The organism is Amycolatopsis sp. 2-15 (assembly GCF_030285625.1).
Classification (GTDB): domain Bacteria; phylum Actinomycetota; class Actinomycetes; order Mycobacteriales; family Pseudonocardiaceae; genus Amycolatopsis; species Amycolatopsis carbonis.
The window spans coordinates 2673807-2689661 of sequence record NZ_CP127294.1; the positions used below are offsets into that span (position 1 = coordinate 2673807).

Consider the following 15855-nt stretch of genomic DNA (forward strand, 5'->3'; position numbering starts at 1 on the left):
CCTACGACACCGTCCACTGCTGGTTGGCGGTGGCCGCGCAGGTCCAGATCTGCAAACGGGTGCCGTTGGCGGAGCTGTTGTCCGTCGCGTCAAGGCACTTGCCGGAAGCGGCGTTCACGAGGTTGCCGGTCGAGTTCCTTGTCCAGCGCTGCACCGCGCCGCCGGTGCAGTCCCAGATCTGGGCCTTGGTGCCGTTGGCGGTGCCGGCGGCGTCGAGGCACTTGCCGAGCGCGCGGATCGTGCCGTCCGAGCCGACGGTCCACTGCTGCGCGGTGGTGCCGTTGCAGTCGTACAGCTGCACGGCGGTGCCGTTGGCGCTGTTGGCCGACGCGACGTCCACGCACTTGCCGCCGAGGCCGGTGATCTGGCCGACGCCACCCGTCGGCGGGTCGGTCTGGCCGCCGCCGACCCAGCTGCTCGCCGACGACTCGCCGACGCTCACCGCGGTGTCGTGGTTCTCGATCGGGTTCACGTGCGTGTTCGGGAACACGACGTAGGTGACCGGGCCCTCGGTGCCGCCGGTGCTCGGGTCGGGGTCGATGCCGAGGCTCACGGCCGTGGCGTAGGAGGCCTCGCCGATGATGCTCGTCGGGCCGGTGTCACCCACGACCGCGTAGGTGACCTTGTTGTTGTAGATGACGGCGACCACCGAGCCACCGTCGATCCCGTACTGGCGATAGTCCCAAGTGGACGTTGGCTGCGGCAGCACGATGTAGGGCAGCTGCGCCGCGTTCAACGGCTGGTCGGTGGACGTGTGGAACGCCGTGTCCGGGTAGAAGCAGCAGTCGGTGCTCTCGTTGCACTGCGTCGTGCGCTGGCCGTCGCAGTCGATGTCCATGTCGGCCTTGAAGAACACGGCGCCACTGGACTGGCAGACGGGCACGGTGGCCGCGCCGCCTTCGTCGTAGCTGTACTTGCCGTTGGAGATCTGCTGGCACGAGTTGGTCTTCGCGAGCAGCTGGGCCGCGGTGGGCGCGGCGGCGGGTGCCGCGGCGGCGGGTGCCGCGGGGGCGGCCGTGGCTGAGGTTCCGGACAGGAAGGAAAGCGTCAGCAGGAAACAGCCTGCCAACGCGACGAGGAATCGCCGCACGGTGGGGTTCTCCTTGGGGGAAGGGAGATTTCGGTTGTCCACAGGCGAGGCGAGTTGTGGATAAGGTGACCCTCTGTGGCCATTTGGCCACTTCTTGTCAGACCTCGCCGGTAGAATGGGATGGGGACGCCCCCCTTGGGAGGGCGGGGGCTGTGTGTCGGGCAGTTGCTGTCTGTGGGGCGGTGGCTGTGTGTCGGGCGGTTGGGGAGATGCTCGGTGGGGGCCAGGCCGGTGGGGAGGGGAGAGCCCGGTGGGGAACGGGGGATCCCGGTGGGGAGGGGAGCCCGGTGGGGAACGGGCGGATCGAGCGCGTTCGTGGACGCCCCGGCGGGTGCCTCGCGGGTGGAGGCGGGCCGGTGGGGATCCGGGGCGCCGGGTGGTGCGATCCGATCGGGATCACGCTGCCCGGGCGAACGGGGAACCGGTGGGGACCGGAGTGGAACACCGCGCGGGGCTGCCGGAGGAGGGAGAGGAGGCGAGCAGCCCCGCGCGGCGGCTTTCGGAGCACCGAGAACTCGTTGTGGCGCAACGCGTATCGCCGGTGCCGGTCAGTGGATCAGGGTGCGGTCCACTTCTGGTTGGCCGTGCCGGTGCAGGTCCAGATCTGCAAGCGGGTGCCGTTGGCCGAGCTGTTGCCGGTGGCGTCGAGGCACTTGTTCGCGGCCGGGTTCACGATGTCGTGCGCCGCGGTGACCACCCACTGCTGGGCGCCGGAGCCGTTGCAGTCGTAGAGCTGCACGGGGGCGCCGTCGTTGGTGGCGGCTGAGGCGACGTCCATGCACTTGCCCAGCGCCCGCAGGGTGCCGTCGCTGCCGACGGTCCAGTTCTGCGCCGCGTTGCCGTTGCAGTCGGTGAACTGGACGGGCGTGCCGTTGGCGCTGTTGGCGCCCGCGACGTCCACGCACTTGCCGCCGATGCCGGTGATGCGCCCGGTGCTCCCGCTCGGCGGTGTGGTGCCGCCGCCGGTGCTCGTGGTCACGTGCACGTAGTCGACGACCAGCTGCTGCGGGAACTGCGTGCTGTCATTGGGATCGCCGGGCCAGTAGCCGCCCACGGCGAGGTTCATGATGATGAAGAAGTTGTGGTCGTAGACCCAGCGGTTGCCGTTGAGGTCGGCCGGCGTGCGGGTCTGGTAGACGTTGCCGTCGACCGTCCAGACGATCTTGTTGGGCGACCAGTCCACGGCGTAGGTGTGGAAGTCGTCGGAGAAGTTCGGGCCGTTGTAGCCGGCGCCGATGCCGCCCGAGCCCGAGTAGCCGGGGCCGTGGATGGTGCCATGCACGGTGTTGGGCTCGAAGCCGACGTTCTCCATCACGTCGATCTCGCCGTCGGTCGGCCAGTTGCCGCCGCCGAGCATCCAGAACGCGGGCCACATGCCCTGGCCGCGCGGGAGCTTCATGCGGGTCTCGAAGTGGCCGTAGGCCTGGCTGAACTTGCCGGAGGTGTTCAGGCGCGCGGATGTGTACTCGCAGCGGCCGTACCAGCAGTTGTAGTTGCCTGGGTTCTCGCGCTTGGCCGTGATCACCAAGTGGCCCTGGCCGTCGAGCGACGCGTTGTTCGTGCCGGACGTGTAGTACTGGCGTTCGTGGTTGTTGACGTTGTCGCCGGTTTCGTAGTTCCACTTCGAACCGTCGGCCGGGCTGCCTGCGGGCCCGTTGAAGTCGTCGGTGAAGCTGGCCGCCGCCGCGGCTTCCGTGGGCGCGAAGACGGCGGGCGTCGCCTGCACACCGACGGCCAGCAGCGAAGCGGCCGCGAAGAGCCCGGCCCAGCGGGAACGTCTCAGAGAACGTGAGATGGACATCGTTGTCACCTCTTCTTGCGGAGGGGACCGCGCTTTCACGCGCAGCACGAAAAACGCGGTGGGGCGGAGGAGAGCACGGCGGGGGACCGTGCGGTTCTCGGCCGAGCGCTTCGTGTCCACTCCGGAGGTGGACCGCAGGCGGGCGGCAGGCGTCGGACTAATCGGACTACTTTGTTGTGCCTGGCAACAAAGTAAAAGCAGTATGCATGGTCCGTACCACTGCGGCAATGGCGAATGTGAGAATTTTTTCAACCCGAATTAAGGGCCGACGGTTGCCGCCCAGGTGATCGACGAGGGCGCGGACGATCATCACCGGCCGGTCACCTGGGGTTCTCGGAAGTGTTCGCTGGGTGACAGCGGGGTCCTAGGCCGCGCCGGCGCCCGAACGGATCGCGGGGGCCGGCTTGGCCAGCAGGCGGGGATCGGCGCCCTGTTCCAGCAGGTCGGCGACGGGCAGGGTGGCGGCACCCGTCGCGACGGCGTCGAGGCCCAGGTAACCGAGCTGGATCGTGGTCTCGCCGAACGGGTGGCTCAGCGCGTGGGCCGACGCAGTGGAACGGATCAGCGGCAGCAGGCGCTCGCCGAGGGCGAGGCCGGCCCACCCGCCGACGACGATGCGCTCGGGGTTGAACAGGTTGATCAGGTTCGCGATCCCGGCGCCGAGGTAGCCGGCCGTCTCCTCGAGGACCTTCTGGGCCGACTTCGAACGGTCGGCCGACGCGAGAAGCGCGGCGAACTGGTCCTGCTCGGTCTCGCCGGGCACGGGCTTGCCCCGGGCGCGCCGGTAGCGCGCGAGCACGGCCTCGGCGCCGATGTAGGCCTCGAGACAGCCGTGCGAACCGCAGCGGCAGGCCTGCCCGCCGTAGACGATCGTGGTGTGGCCCCACTCGCCGGCGCTGCTCGTGGAGCCGCGGTAGGTGGCGCCGTCGGCGATCACGGCCGCGCCGACGCCCGAGCCGATGAGCACGATCACCGCGTGGCGCGCGCCGCGCCCGGCGCCGAACCACATCTCGGCCTGGCCCTGGGTTTTGGCGCCGTTGTCGACGAACACGGGCAGCTCGATGCCGGCCACGCGCAGGTCGTCGGCCAGCGCGACGGAATCCCAGCCGATGGTCGGCGCGTGCACCAGCACGCGTTCGCCCTGCTCGACCGTGCCGGGCACGCCGACACCCACGCCGATCACGGCCGACTCCTCGGCCCCTGCGGACGCGATCACCTCGCGCAACCCGGAGACGACGGCCGCGACGACCGTGGCCGGCTCGGTGCGCGCCGGTGACAGCTCGTGTTCGACCGTGGCCAGCCGTTGCATCGCGAGGTCGAACAGCTCCACGCGCACGCCCGTCTCGCCGATGTCGACGCCCGCCACGTAGCCGTACGCCGGGTCCACGCGCAGCAGAACGCGCGGCCGTCCGCCGTCGGATTCGACCAGGCCGGCCTCGGTGATGAGCCGTTCCTCGCTGAGCTCGGCGGTCACGTTGCTGACCGTCGCCGCCGAAAGGCCGGTGAGCTGGCTCAGTTCGTGCCGCGACAAGGGGCCGTCGAAGTACAGTTTCGACAGCAGCAGGGAACGGTTGTGCCGCCGCAGATCTCGGACGGTCGTGCGCTTGGTCGCCATGTGACACCCATCTGGCCTCGAACTCTCCCGGCACCAGGATGCCTGATCACCGTAAGTTGTGGCCATGTATTAACTAGTGAACTAAGTCCCGAACATATGGTCGTCTGGCAGAATCCCCCAGGTGACGAGGGTGCTCCGGCAGACAACCCGCGACCTGAGGCGGCACAACCGAGCGGCGCTCCTGTCGTCGCTCTACCTGCGAGGGCCGGTCAGCCGGCTCGAACTCGTCGCCGAATCCGGGCTCAGTCCCGCGACCGTGACGAACGTGGTCGCGGAGCTCATCGGCGACGGTGTGGTGGCCGAGGCCGGTTCCGTCGAGTCCGATGGTGGCAGGCCGCGCACGCTGCTGCGCGTCCGGCCCGAGTACGGGCAGGTCGTGGGCGTCGACGTCGGCGAGACCCACGTGCGCGCCGGGCTCTTCGACTGCGCGCTCGGGACGCTCGCGACCGTGCAGCACCCGCTCGCGGGCAGCAACCCCGACCCGGCGGAAGTCGTCGAGCTCGCGCGGGCCGGCGTCGCCTCGGTGCTGTCTTCGGGCGGGGCTTCCCGCGTGCTCGGCGTCGGCGTCGGCGTGCCGGGCGCGGTGCGCGAAGGCGGCATCGTGCACGCCCCCACGCTCGGCTGGGCCGGCGTCGCGTTCGCCGACCTGCTGCGCGCCCACCCGCAGTTCGCCGACGCACCCCTGCACCTCGACAACCGCGCCCGCACGCTCGGCCAGGCCGAGATGTGGCTCGGCGCCGGCCGCGGAGCCGACCGCGCCGTGATCGCCCTGCTCGGGGTGGGCGTCGGCGCCGCCTTCGTCACGGACGGTGGGTCTTTTCCCGGCATCACGACCAGCGAGTGGGGCCACACCGTGGTGCAGGCCGCGGGCGCCGCCTGCCGCTGCGGTTCGCGCGGGTGCCTGGAGGCGTATGTCGGTACCGAGGCCGTGGTGCGGCGGTATGGCGAGACTCCCGGTGCGCAGCCGCTGCCCGGCGCGGACAGCGAGAGCCGGCTCGCGGAGCTCGTCGCCCTGGCCGAAGCCGAAACCGAGACGAGCCCGGCCGAAAGGTCTGGTCCAGCCGCCGAAACACTCGCCGCGACGGGTGAATACCTGGGCATCGGCATCGCCAATCTGATCAACCTCCTGGCGCCCGACCGGGTCGTGCTGGCAGGCTCGGCGGGGGCGATCATGGGCCCGGCGATCCTGCCGTACGTCCGTGACGCCGCCGCCCGGCACGCGCTCGGTTACCTCGCCGAGGCGACAGTGGTCGAGCTCGGAGAGCTGGGCCCGGAGGCTGTCGCGCTGGGGGCGGCGACGTTGCCGATCGCGGCGCTGCTGGCGTCGGGTGGGCGTTCAGCCGGCTGAATGTCCTTGTCCCGCAAGGAGATCGACGGTCGGGTACCGAGCGTGAGCCTTTCTTTCAGTACTTAAACTTAGGCACAAAATGTTACCGCCGTGTTATTGACGTGACCCGAGTCACCCGGGTTGACTCCTCCTGTCGCGCGGCCGGACCGAGCTCTCCGAGCGCGGGCGGAATCCGTAGCACCAGGACCTAGGAGGACGAATGCGAGTGAAGCGCTCCGTCGTCGCAGCGCTCGTCGCCGTGGTGGCAGCCGCGGTGCTCGCCGCTTGCGGCGGCGGCTCGAGCAGCGCGGGTGGCGGCGGCAACGCCGCGGCCGTGCTGAACGTCGGCATGCCGAACGGGCCGCAGCCCGAGAACAACAACCCGTTCCTGGAGACTTCGGCGGCGGCGTCGCTCGGGTACCGCTACGTGATCTACGAGCCCCTCGTGATGCTCAACCGCGTGAAGCCGCAGGAAGCCGGCAAGCCGTGGCTGGCCACGAAGTGGAACTGGTCGGACAACTACAAGAAGCTGGTCCTGACCATCCGCGACGGAGTCAAGTTCTCCGACGGCACGCCGATGACCGGCGACGACGTGGCCTACACGTTCCAGCTGCTGCGCGACAACAAGGCCCTGAACATCGACTCGGTGCCGTACAAGGACATCACCGCGAGCGGGAACCAGGTCACCCTGGGCTTCGACACCTCGCAGTTCGTGAACCAGGTCAAGATCCTGCAGACGATCGTGGTACCCAAGCACATCTGGTCGCAGATCAAGGACCCGTCCACCGACACCGTGAAGAACCCGGTCGGCACCGGACCGTTCACGCTGAAGTCCTTCACCCCGCAGACGATCACCGTCACGCAGCGCACCGGCTACTGGCAGCAGGCGCCGGCGGTCAAGGAGATCCGCTACACCTCCTACAACGACAACAACGCGCAGGTCGCCGCGCTCACCAGTGGTGCGGCCGAGTGGAGCTTCGTCTTCATCCCGAACTACAAGACCGTCTACGTGAACAAGGACCCGCAGCACTACAAGCTGTGGTTCCCGGCCCAGCTCGCCGTGCACGGCCTGTGGTTCAACACGGAGAAGGCGCCGTGGGACAACCCGAAGCTGCGCCAGGCGGTCAACAAGGTCATCAACCGCGACGACATCTTCAACCAGGGTGAGGCCGGCTACTTCTACCCGAAGAACGACCAGGTCACCGGCATCCCGACGCCGGCGGGCGACTCGTTCATTGCGGCGCAGTACAAGGGCCAGACCGTGAAGGTCGACGTGCCGGGCGCCAAGTCGCTGCTCACCGGCGCGGGCTTCAAGTACAACGGCAACCAGCTCGTGGACCCGAGCGGCAAGCCGGTGAACCTCAAGCTCACGGTGCCCTCGGGCTGGTCGGACTACATCACCGACCTCGAGATCATCAAGGACAACCTGTCGCAGATCGGCATCACCGCCACCGTCGACAAGATGAACCAGGACGCGTGGACGAAGTCCGTCGACACCGGTGACTTCGAGGGTCTGCTGCATTGGACCAACGACGGTGCCACGCCGTACGACCTGTACCGCGACGTGATGGACGGCAACCGCTACAAGCCGACCGGCCAGGGTGGCATCAACGGCAACTACGGCCGCTACAAGAACGACCAGGCGACGCAGGCGCTCGAGACCTACGCCAACGCCGCCGACGACGCGAGCCGCGCCACGGCGATGAACACGTTGCAGCAGATCATGATCGACCAGCAGCCGATGGTCCCGCTCATGGCCGCCAACTCCGGCGGCGAGTACAGCACGAAGAACTGGACGGGCTGGCCCGACGAGACCAACCCGTACGGCCCCGCGCAGCCGACTCTGCGCAACGCGCTGGACATCGTCATGCACCTGAAGCCCGCGGCCTGATCTATGGCCGAGGACAACGCAGTGGCCACCCGGGAAGCCACCTCCGCCTCTCCTGAGGCGGGGGTGGCCTCCCCGGCCGGCGAGATCGAAACCGGGGCCTCGGACACGATCGTGCTCGAGGCCTCCGGGCTGACCAAGCACTTCCCCGTGCGCAAGCGCGGGCGCGAGGTGCTCACGAAGGGGCGCCGCAGCGTCCAGGCCGTCGACGACGTCGACCTGGTGCTGCGGCGCGGCCGCGTGACCGCGCTGGTGGGCGAGTCCGGCTCGGGCAAGTCGACCGTGGCACGGCTGCTCGCCCAGCTCTACCCGCGCACGGGTGGCGACATCCGCCTGCACGGCAAGTCCACGACCGTGAAGGGCGGCAAGGCGTTCCGCGCCTACTGCCGCAAGGTCCAGATGATCTTCCAGGACCCGTTCGCGTCGCTGAACCCCGTGCACACCGTGCGCTACCACCTCACGCGGGCGTTGAAAATCCACGACCGCGCGGGCCGCGGCGCTCAGGACCTGGAGCAGGCGCTGCACGAGCTGCTCACGCGGGTGCAGCTGACCCCGCCGGAGCGCTACGTCGACAAGTTCCCCCACGAGCTCTCCGGCGGCCAGCGCCAACGTGTCGCGATCGCGCGGGCGCTCGGTGCCGATCCCGAGGCGCTGCTGGCCGACGAACCGGTGTCCATGTTGGACGTCTCCATCCGCCTCGGCGTGCTGAACCTGTTGCGGGACCTGAAGGAACGCCTGCACCTCGCGATCCTCTACATCACCCACGACATTGCGTCGGCACGCTACTTCGCCGACGAGACGCTGGTGATGTACGCCGGGCGCATGGTCGAGGGCGGCGACTCCGAGACCGTGACGCAGCAGCCCGCGCACCCGTACACGCGGCTGCTGATCGAATCGGCACCGGACCCCGACCGGCTCGACCCGGGCGCGGACGCGGCACCTGGTGAGGCGCCCAAGGAGAAGGGTTCCGGCGAGCCGCCGAGCCTGATCGCGCCGCCGTCGGGCTGCCGGTTCCACCCGCGGTGTCCCGTGGCGATGGAACGCTGCAAAACCGACCTGCCGCCGCGGTTCGAGGTGGACGACGCCCCCGGCCACTGGGCCGCGTGCTGGCTGTACGACTCGGCGGTGCGCCCGTGAGGTACCTGCTCCAACGGCTCGGCTTCTACGTGTTCACCGCGTGGGCCGCCGTCACCATCAACTTCTTCATCCCGCGGCTGATCCCCGGGGACCCGGTGCAGTCGCTCATCACGAAGAACCAGGGCTCGCTGTCCGCGGACGCGATCCAGTCGCTGTACGTCCTCTTCGGACTGGACAAGAACGAAAGCCTGGTCGCCCAGTACTTCCACTACTGGGCGCAGCTCTTCCGCGGCGACCTCGGGCTGTCGTTCACCTTCTTCCCCTCGCCTGTGTCCGAGGTGATCGGCGACAGTCTGCCGTGGACGATCATCCTCGTCGGGTTCACCACGGTGGTGGGCTTCCTGATCGGCACCGGCCTCGGCGTCGTCGCCGGGTGGCGGCGCGGGTCCTGGGTGGACGGTCTGCTTCCGGTGACCACGTTCCTGTCGTCCATTCCGTACTTCTGGCTCGGCCTGATCGCGATCACGCTGCTGGCCGGCCCGGGCAGCTTCTTCCCGGCGTCGGGCGGTTACGACCCGGGCGTGGTGCCCGGGTGGGGCGGCGACTTCATCGGCAGCGCGATCCAGCACAGCCTGCTGCCGGCGATCACGATCCTGATCAGCTCGATGGGCAGCTGGATCCTCGGCATGCGCAACATGATGGTCACCGTCGCGTCGGAGGACTACATCACCGTCGCACACGCCAAGGGCCTCAAGGAACGCCGCGTGATGGTGAGCTACGCGGCCCGCAACGCGCTGCTGCCGAGCGTGTCCGGTTTCGCGCTGGCGCTGGGCTTCATCGTGGGCGGCACGCTGCTGGTGGAGATCGTGTTCTCCTACCCCGGCGTCGGCTACGAGCTGTTCCAGGCCGTCGGTTCGCAGGACTACCCGCTGATGCAGGGCATCTTCCTCATCATCACGCTCTCGGTGCTGGTGGCGAATCTGCTCGCCGACGTCGCCTACCTCGTGCTCGACCCCCGCACCCGGAAGGAGGGCTGAGCCGTGGCACTTCCCGCAGCCGATCTCAAGGCCGTCGCGCCGGTCGGCGCCGGAGCCATCGCCGGGCCCGCCGCGAAACGCCGGCGCTTCCGGTTCCTGACCGGTGGCAAGACGATCACCGGGCTCCTGGTGCTGGCCTTCTTCGTGGTCATCGCGATCATCGGCCCGTGGATCGCGCCGTTCGACCCGTCCGCGCGCAGCAACGACCTGCTGGAATCGCCTTCGGGCAAGCACTGGTTCGGCACCACGCACCTCGGCCAGGACATCTTCAGCCAGGTGATCGTGGGCACGCGCAGCGTGATGCTCGTGGGGCTCACCGCCGGCATCGTGGCGACGATCCTCGCCGTGGTCGTCGGCGTCACGTCCGGGTACCTCGGCGGGACGCCGGGCGAAGGACTATCCGCACTGTCCAATGTGTTCCTCGTGATCCCGGCGCTGCCGCTGATCATCATCATCGGCTCGGCGCTGCCCAGCGGTGGCGACTACCTGGTGGCCGTGATCATCGGGTTCACGTCGTGGGCCTGGGGCGCGCGGATCCTGCGCGCGCAGACACTTTCGTTGCGCCGCCGGGAATATGTCGAGGCTTCGCGCGCGAGCGGTGAGTCGACGTGGCGGATCATCTTCTTCGAGATCCTGCCGAACCTCACGGCGGTGATCGCGTCGAGCTTCGTGGGCACGGTGGTGTTCGCGGTGATGTCGGAGATCACGCTGGCGTTCGTCGGCGTCTCCAGCTTCTCGGAGTGGAACTGGGGCACGATCCTGTTCTGGGCGCAGAGCCAGCAGGCGCTGGCGCAGGGCGCGTGGTGGTGGTTTGTGCCGGCGGGGCTCGCGATCGCCATCCTCGGCACCGCGTTGTCGCTGCTCAACTTCGGCATCGACGAGTTCGTGAGCCCGCGGCTGCGCTCGAGCGGCAAGACCAAGGCGAAGAACGCCGAGGGCAAGACGGTGCGCCTGCGCGTCGGCTTCACGCCCGTGCTCGGCCGGGAGAAGGAATGAACGAACCCGTACTCGAGATCAAGGGCCTGGACGTCGACTACGGCCTCGGCGCCGAGGCCGTGCACGCCGTGCAGGACGTGCACCTGACGCTGCACCGCGGCGAGGTGCTCGGCCTGGCCGGCGAAAGCGGCAGTGGCAAGTCCACTTTGGCCTACGGGCTGACCCGCCTGCTCCCGCCGCCGGGCGTGATCCGCGGTGGCAGCGTGGTCTACCACCCCGGCGACGGCGAGCCGTACGACGTGCTGAAGCTGACTCCCAAGCAGCTGCGGGACTTCCGCTGGGCCGAAACTTCCATTGTGTTCCAGGGCGCGATGAACTCGCTCAACCCGGTGCACAAGGTGTCGGTGCAGCTGATGGACGTGATCAAGGCCCACGATCCCCGCAGCACCAAGACGGCCCGGCTCGCCCGCGCGCGCGAGCTGCTGCGCCTGGTGGGCATCGCGGCCGACCGGCTCGACGCGTATCCGCACCAGCTTTCCGGCGGCATGCGCCAGCGCGTGATGATCGCGATGGCGCTGGCGCTGGAGCCGCGCGTGGTGATCATGGACGAGCCCACCACGGCGCTCGACGTGGTGATGCAGCGCCAGATCCTGGCGCAGCTCGTGGAACTGCGCGAGCGGCTGGGCTTCTCGGTCCTGTTCATCACCCACGACCTGTCGCTGCTGGTGGAGTTCTCCGACCGCATCGCGATCATGTACGGCGGCCGGATCGTGGAGCAGGCCCGCGGTGTGGACCTGTACCGCGATTCACTGCACCCGTACAGCGACGGTCTGCTGCACTCGTTCCCCGCGCTGCGCGGGCCGCGGCGCGAGCTCACCGGCATTCCCGGTTCGCCGCCCGACCCGCGGTCGCTGCCGGTCGGGTGCGCGTTCTCGCCGCGGTGCCCGCACGCGTTCGATCGCTGCACCACCGAGGTGCCGGTGCTCGGCGTGCCCGCTGACCGTGATGATCCCGCGCGCACCGTGGCGTGCTGGCTGCACCCGGCCGACCCCGTCGCCGCCGTCAAGTCGTAGATAAGGAGACCCCTTGACCGAGACCACCGACGCTGCGACCCGCGAGCAGCAGGCGCTGATCGACTCGCTGCCGCCGGACTTCCGGTGGGGCGTGGCGACGGCCGCGTACCAGATCGAGGGCGCGGTGGCCGAAGACGGGCGCACACCGTCCATCTGGGACACCTTCTGCCAGGTCCCGTGGGCGATCGACAACAACGACAACGGCGACGTCGCCTGCGACCACTACCACCGCATGCCCCAGGATGTGGGGCTCGTCAAGGAGCTCGGCGCCGACACCTACCGCTTCTCCGTCGCGTGGCCGCGTGTGCAACCGCACGGCAAGGGCCCGGTGAACGAAGCCGGGATCGGGTTCTACGACCGGCTCGTGGACGAGCTGCTGGCCAAGGACCTCGCGCCGTGGCTCACGCTCTACCACTGGGATCTGCCGCAGGAGCTCGAAGACGCGGGCGGGTGGCCGGCGCGTGACACCGCCTACCGCTTCGCCGACTACTCGATGCTGGTTCTCGACCGGCTTTCCGACCGCGTGCGCCACTGGACGACGCTGAACGAGCCGTGGTGCTCCGCGATGCACGGCTACGTGCACGGCGTGATGGCTCCCGGCCGGCGCGACTTCGCGGCAGGCATGAAGGCCATCCACCACCTGCTGCTCGGCCACGGCCTGGCCACACAGCGCATGCGCGAGGCCGCGCCAGAGGGCACGCAGTTCGGCATCACCCTCAACATGGGCACCTCCGACGCCGCGTCCGACAGCGAGCTCGACCGCGAGGCCGCGCGCAACGCCGACGGCATGGGCGTGCGCGTTTACCTCGACCCGCTGGTGCGGGGCTCCTACCCCGAGGACGTGGTGTCGGATCTCGCCGTCCGCGGTGCTTCACTGCCCATTGAGGACGGTGACCTGGAGATCATCTCGACCCCGCTGGACTTCCTGGGCGTGAACTACTACTTCGGCCAGCAGTACTCCGGCGTCGACGAGCAGGGCCGCACCGTCGGCGAGGACGGCTTCCCGATCCAGCGCGCCGTGCCGTTCGGCGAGCCGACCACCGCCATGGGCTGGGAGATCCTGCCGGGCAAGTTCACCGAGCTGCTCACCCGCCTCGGCCGCGACTACCCCGGTTTGCCCATGTACATCACCGAAAACGGCTCCGCCTTCGACGACGCGCCCGACGCCGACGGCTTCGTCCACGATGAGGGCCGCACGGCTTACCTGGCTTCGCACCTGGCCGCGGTGGCCGCCGCGAGGTTGGCCGGCGTGGACATCCGGGGCTACTTCGCGTGGTCCCTGCTGGACAACTTCGAGTGGGCGTACGGCTACGCCAAGCGCTTCGGCCTCGTGCGCGTCGACTACGAAACGCAAGTGCGCACGATCAAGCAGAGCGGCCTGTTCTACCGCGACACGGTGCGGCGGGTCCGCGGTTCCTGAGTCACCCCGGGTGAACAGAAGGGCGTCCGCCTCAGCGCGGGCGCCCTTCGGCTTTCCGCGGGCGTCGGCTCGCCGGCTGCAGCGGACCCACCGTCGCCTCGACGACCTTGGTGTGTTCGAGGACCCAGTCGGTCATTCGACCCCAGTGCAGGGTGAGTCACTGGGTGGCCTTGTCGCGGTAGCTGCCGCGGTCGGCCAGGTCACCCTCGACCACCAGCTGCACGGCCACCCCGCGTCCGCGTTGCCGTGCGCGGCAAGGCAAGCCCGAAGATCACCCGGCCGAGGGTAAGGCTGTCCCCACCCCGCCGACGCCAGCGCACACCATGGCCGCGCCACCCCCGCCGGACCTACGTTCGGAGAGCATCAGGCGACGAGCGAGGGAGAGTGGCCATGACGGCGGGGACGGATCTGCGACCACCGCGGGTGCCGGCGCAGCAGCCGCGCACGGCGAAGAAGCGCCGCCCGTGGATCGGGGTGCTGGGGCTGGTCGTGGTGGCCTTCCTGGCGTACTCGCTGCCGCCATATCTCGCGCTCGACCCGGCGCGGTCGCGTGTGCCGGCGCCGGCCGGCTTCGGCGCGCACTACTGGTTCCTCGTGGGCCACGTGGTGTTCGGCTCGATCGCGATGATCTGCGCGGTCGTGCAGATCTGGCCATGGGTCCGTCGCCGCTTCCCGGTGGTGCACCGCTACGCCGGCCGCGCCTACGTCTTCGGCGGCGTGCTGCCTTCCGGCGTGATGGCCCTGACGATCGGCGCCGCCAGCCCCTTCGGCCCCGCCACGCGAGCCAGCGACGTTTTGCTCGCGGTCATGTGGATCGGCTGCACCTGGGCCGGCTACCGTGCCGCCCGCGATCGCCGCTTCGGCGACCACCGGCGCTGGATGATCCGCAGCTTCGCGCTGACCATGTCGATCATCCTCAACCGGCTGATCTCACCGATCGCGATTTTCATTCTGGAACCCCAGATGGCCACCACGTTCGGCGGCAGCGAGGTCGCGTTCATGCAGTCCGTCGCGGCCACCGCCGCGTGGCTGAGCTGGACGGTCGCGCTGGTCGGCGCCCAGCTGTGGCTGGAGCGCAAGCCGAAGAAGGCCGTCGCCGCCTAGTCTCGGCCCATGCGTCTCGGTCTGCTCTACCCGACCAGGAACGCGGGCGAGGACGACTTCCTCGACCTCGCCGGCCGGCTCCATCCCCCGCTCGACCTGGCCGTCCACTACTTCGCGTGGCCGTCCGATGTGGACGATGTGGGCGCGCTGGACCTCGCCGAAGTCACCGACGCCGTCCGCTGCCTCGGCTCGGACGCGCACCTGGAAACGGCCCTGTGCGACCTCGAGCCGTTCGACGCGGTCGCCTTCGCCGTCACCAGCTCCAGCTTCCTGACCGACACCCGGCACCAGCTCGAGACCCTCCGCCGTCTCGCCGGCGCCCCGGCCACCAGCACCACCGCCGCGTTCCAGGACGCGATCCGCTTCCTCGGCTTCGACACGGTCTCGCTGGCCTCGGTCTACCACCCGAGCCTGTCCGACCAGTTCATCGCGCGCCTCGACGCCGATGTCATCCACCGCGTCGACGCCTCCGCCGGCTCCGACCGCGAGCTCGCCGCGTGGCCGGCCGAGCGGATCGTCGACCTCGTCGCGCGGGCCGCGCACCCGGCGGCGCAGGCCGTGCTCCTGCCGGAGACCGCCCTGCACGCCAACCGCCTCACGGCCGACCTCGAACGGGCCGCCGGCTGCCCCGTGCTCACCGCCACCCAGGTCACGCTGTGGGCCGCCGCCAGGCTCGTCGGAGCACAGCCCACCGCCGAAGGCGCCGGACCGCTTTTCCGTGTCTAGCGCGGCAGGTTCTCCGCGTACAACGCGGCCAGTGCGGCCCAGTGGCGCTCCGCCGCCGCGCTGTCGTACGTGTCGTTGTCCGGCACCGCGAACCCGTGCTTGGCGGGATACGTCTCCAGCGTGTGCCGCACTCCGCCGGCGACGAACGCCTCACGTAGCCGCTCGAACTGCTCGGCCGGGAACGCGCTGTCGCTCTCCGCCGCCGCGACCAGCACGGACGCGCGCATCCGGTCGGCCAGCAGGTGCGGGCTGTCGGGATCGTCGGCGGCGAGGTTGCCGCCGTGGAACGAGGCGGCGGCCGCCACCCGCGACGGATACTGAGCGGCGGCCCACAGCGAAAACCGGCCACCCATGCAGTACCCGGTCGTCCCCACCAGCGAGCCCGCGACCTCGCTCCGGTCGGCCAGGAAATCGAGGTACGCGCCCGTGTCGCGCACCGCCATCTCCGCTGTCACGCTCCGCGCGAGCCGCGTCAGCCGCTCGCGTTCCTCGGGCACGGTGAACACCGTGGTGACGTCGAACGGCGCGTACGGCGTGCGGTAGTAGCCCTCCGGCAGGAGGACGACGTAGCCGAGCGCGCAGAGCCGGTCCGCCATCTCGGCGAACGTCCCGCGGACGCCGGCCGCGTCGGCGTACAGGATCACCGCGGGGCCGGCGCTCAGCGGCGTGTGCAACGTGGCCGTGCAGAGGCCGTCCGGCGTGGTGATGGTGACCGCGATCCTCGACATGTCGCCGAAACTACCGTCCGGCCGGACGTTGCG

At 69.7% G+C, this 15855-nt stretch carries 13 protein-coding genes; 9 read left to right on the forward strand and 4 right to left on the reverse strand.

What is annotated here, in order from left to right; translation table 11 throughout:
• Position 1: 1 nt before the first annotated feature.
• The 3 genes from QRX50_RS13040 to QRX50_RS13050 form a co-directional block, all read right to left on the reverse strand.
• Positions 2–1090 (reverse strand): ricin-type beta-trefoil lectin domain protein, encoded by a 1089-nt coding sequence (locus tag QRX50_RS13040; protein ID WP_285972196.1) that lies wholly within the window; start codon positions 1088–1090, stop codon positions 2–4.
• A gap of 556 nt (positions 1091–1646) precedes the next feature.
• Entirely contained in the window at positions 1647–2891 is a 1245-nt protein-coding gene (locus QRX50_RS13045; RefSeq protein ID WP_285972197.1) for a family 16 glycosylhydrolase, read from the reverse strand.
• 364 nt (positions 2892–3255) lie between these two features.
• Complete coding sequence (locus QRX50_RS13050) at positions 3256–4506, reverse strand: ROK family transcriptional regulator (protein ID WP_285972198.1); 1251 nt, start codon at positions 4504–4506, stop codon at positions 3256–3258.
• Between the two features lie 121 nt (positions 4507–4627).
• On the opposite strand from QRX50_RS13050, the gene QRX50_RS13055 reads away from it, so the two are divergent.
• From QRX50_RS13055 to QRX50_RS13095, 9 genes are all read left to right on the forward strand, one after another.
• The gene (locus tag QRX50_RS13055; protein ID WP_285972199.1) at positions 4628–5854 is read left to right on the forward strand and encodes an ROK family transcriptional regulator; all 1227 of its coding nucleotides are present in this window, start codon (positions 4628–4630) and stop codon (positions 5852–5854) included.
• Between the two features lie 199 nt (positions 5855–6053).
• Positions 6054–7724: an ABC transporter substrate-binding protein gene (locus tag QRX50_RS13060; protein ID WP_285972200.1), complete on the forward strand. Its 1671-nt coding sequence runs from the start codon at positions 6054–6056 to the stop codon at positions 7722–7724.
• Positions 7725–7808: 84 nt separating this feature from the next.
• Positions 7809–8858 carry an ABC transporter ATP-binding protein gene (locus tag QRX50_RS13065; protein ID WP_434533336.1) on the forward strand — a complete coding sequence of 350 codons (1050 nt, stop codon included), beginning with the start codon at positions 7809–7811 and terminating at the stop codon, positions 8856–8858.
• Positions 8855–9835, forward strand: coding sequence for an ABC transporter permease (locus tag QRX50_RS13070; protein WP_285972202.1), 981 nt, complete (start codon positions 8855–8857; stop codon positions 9833–9835). Before QRX50_RS13065 ends, QRX50_RS13070 begins: the two co-directional genes overlap by 4 nt.
• 3 nt (positions 9836–9838) lie before the next feature.
• Positions 9839–10831 carry an ABC transporter permease gene (locus QRX50_RS13075; RefSeq protein ID WP_285972203.1) on the forward strand — a complete coding sequence of 331 codons (993 nt, stop codon included), beginning with the start codon at positions 9839–9841 and terminating at the stop codon, positions 10829–10831.
• Positions 10828–11844 carry an ABC transporter ATP-binding protein gene (locus tag QRX50_RS13080; RefSeq protein ID WP_285972204.1) on the forward strand — a complete coding sequence of 339 codons (1017 nt, stop codon included), beginning with the start codon at positions 10828–10830 and terminating at the stop codon, positions 11842–11844. The genes QRX50_RS13075 and QRX50_RS13080 overlap by 4 nt, the downstream gene beginning before the upstream one ends.
• A 13-nt stretch (positions 11845–11857) precedes the next feature.
• On the forward strand, positions 11858–13264 hold the full coding sequence (locus tag QRX50_RS13085; protein WP_285972205.1) for a GH1 family beta-glucosidase: 1407 nt from the start codon (positions 11858–11860) through the stop codon (positions 13262–13264).
• 390 nt (positions 13265–13654) lie between these two features.
• Positions 13655–14368 carry a DUF2306 domain-containing protein gene (locus tag QRX50_RS13090; RefSeq protein WP_285972206.1) on the forward strand — a complete coding sequence of 238 codons (714 nt, stop codon included), beginning with the start codon at positions 13655–13657 and terminating at the stop codon, positions 14366–14368.
• 9 nt (positions 14369–14377) lie between these two features.
• Positions 14378–15094 (forward strand): aspartate racemase/maleate isomerase family protein, encoded by a 717-nt coding sequence (locus tag QRX50_RS13095; RefSeq protein ID WP_285972207.1) that lies wholly within the window; start codon positions 14378–14380, stop codon positions 15092–15094.
• Here the strand turns inward: QRX50_RS13095 and QRX50_RS13100 are convergent.
• On the reverse strand, positions 15091–15822 hold the full coding sequence (locus tag QRX50_RS13100; protein ID WP_285972208.1) for a dienelactone hydrolase family protein: 732 nt from the start codon (positions 15820–15822) through the stop codon (positions 15091–15093). The two genes, QRX50_RS13095 and QRX50_RS13100, sit on opposite strands and share 4 nt — an antisense overlap.
• Positions 15823–15855: the final 33 nt, after the last annotated feature.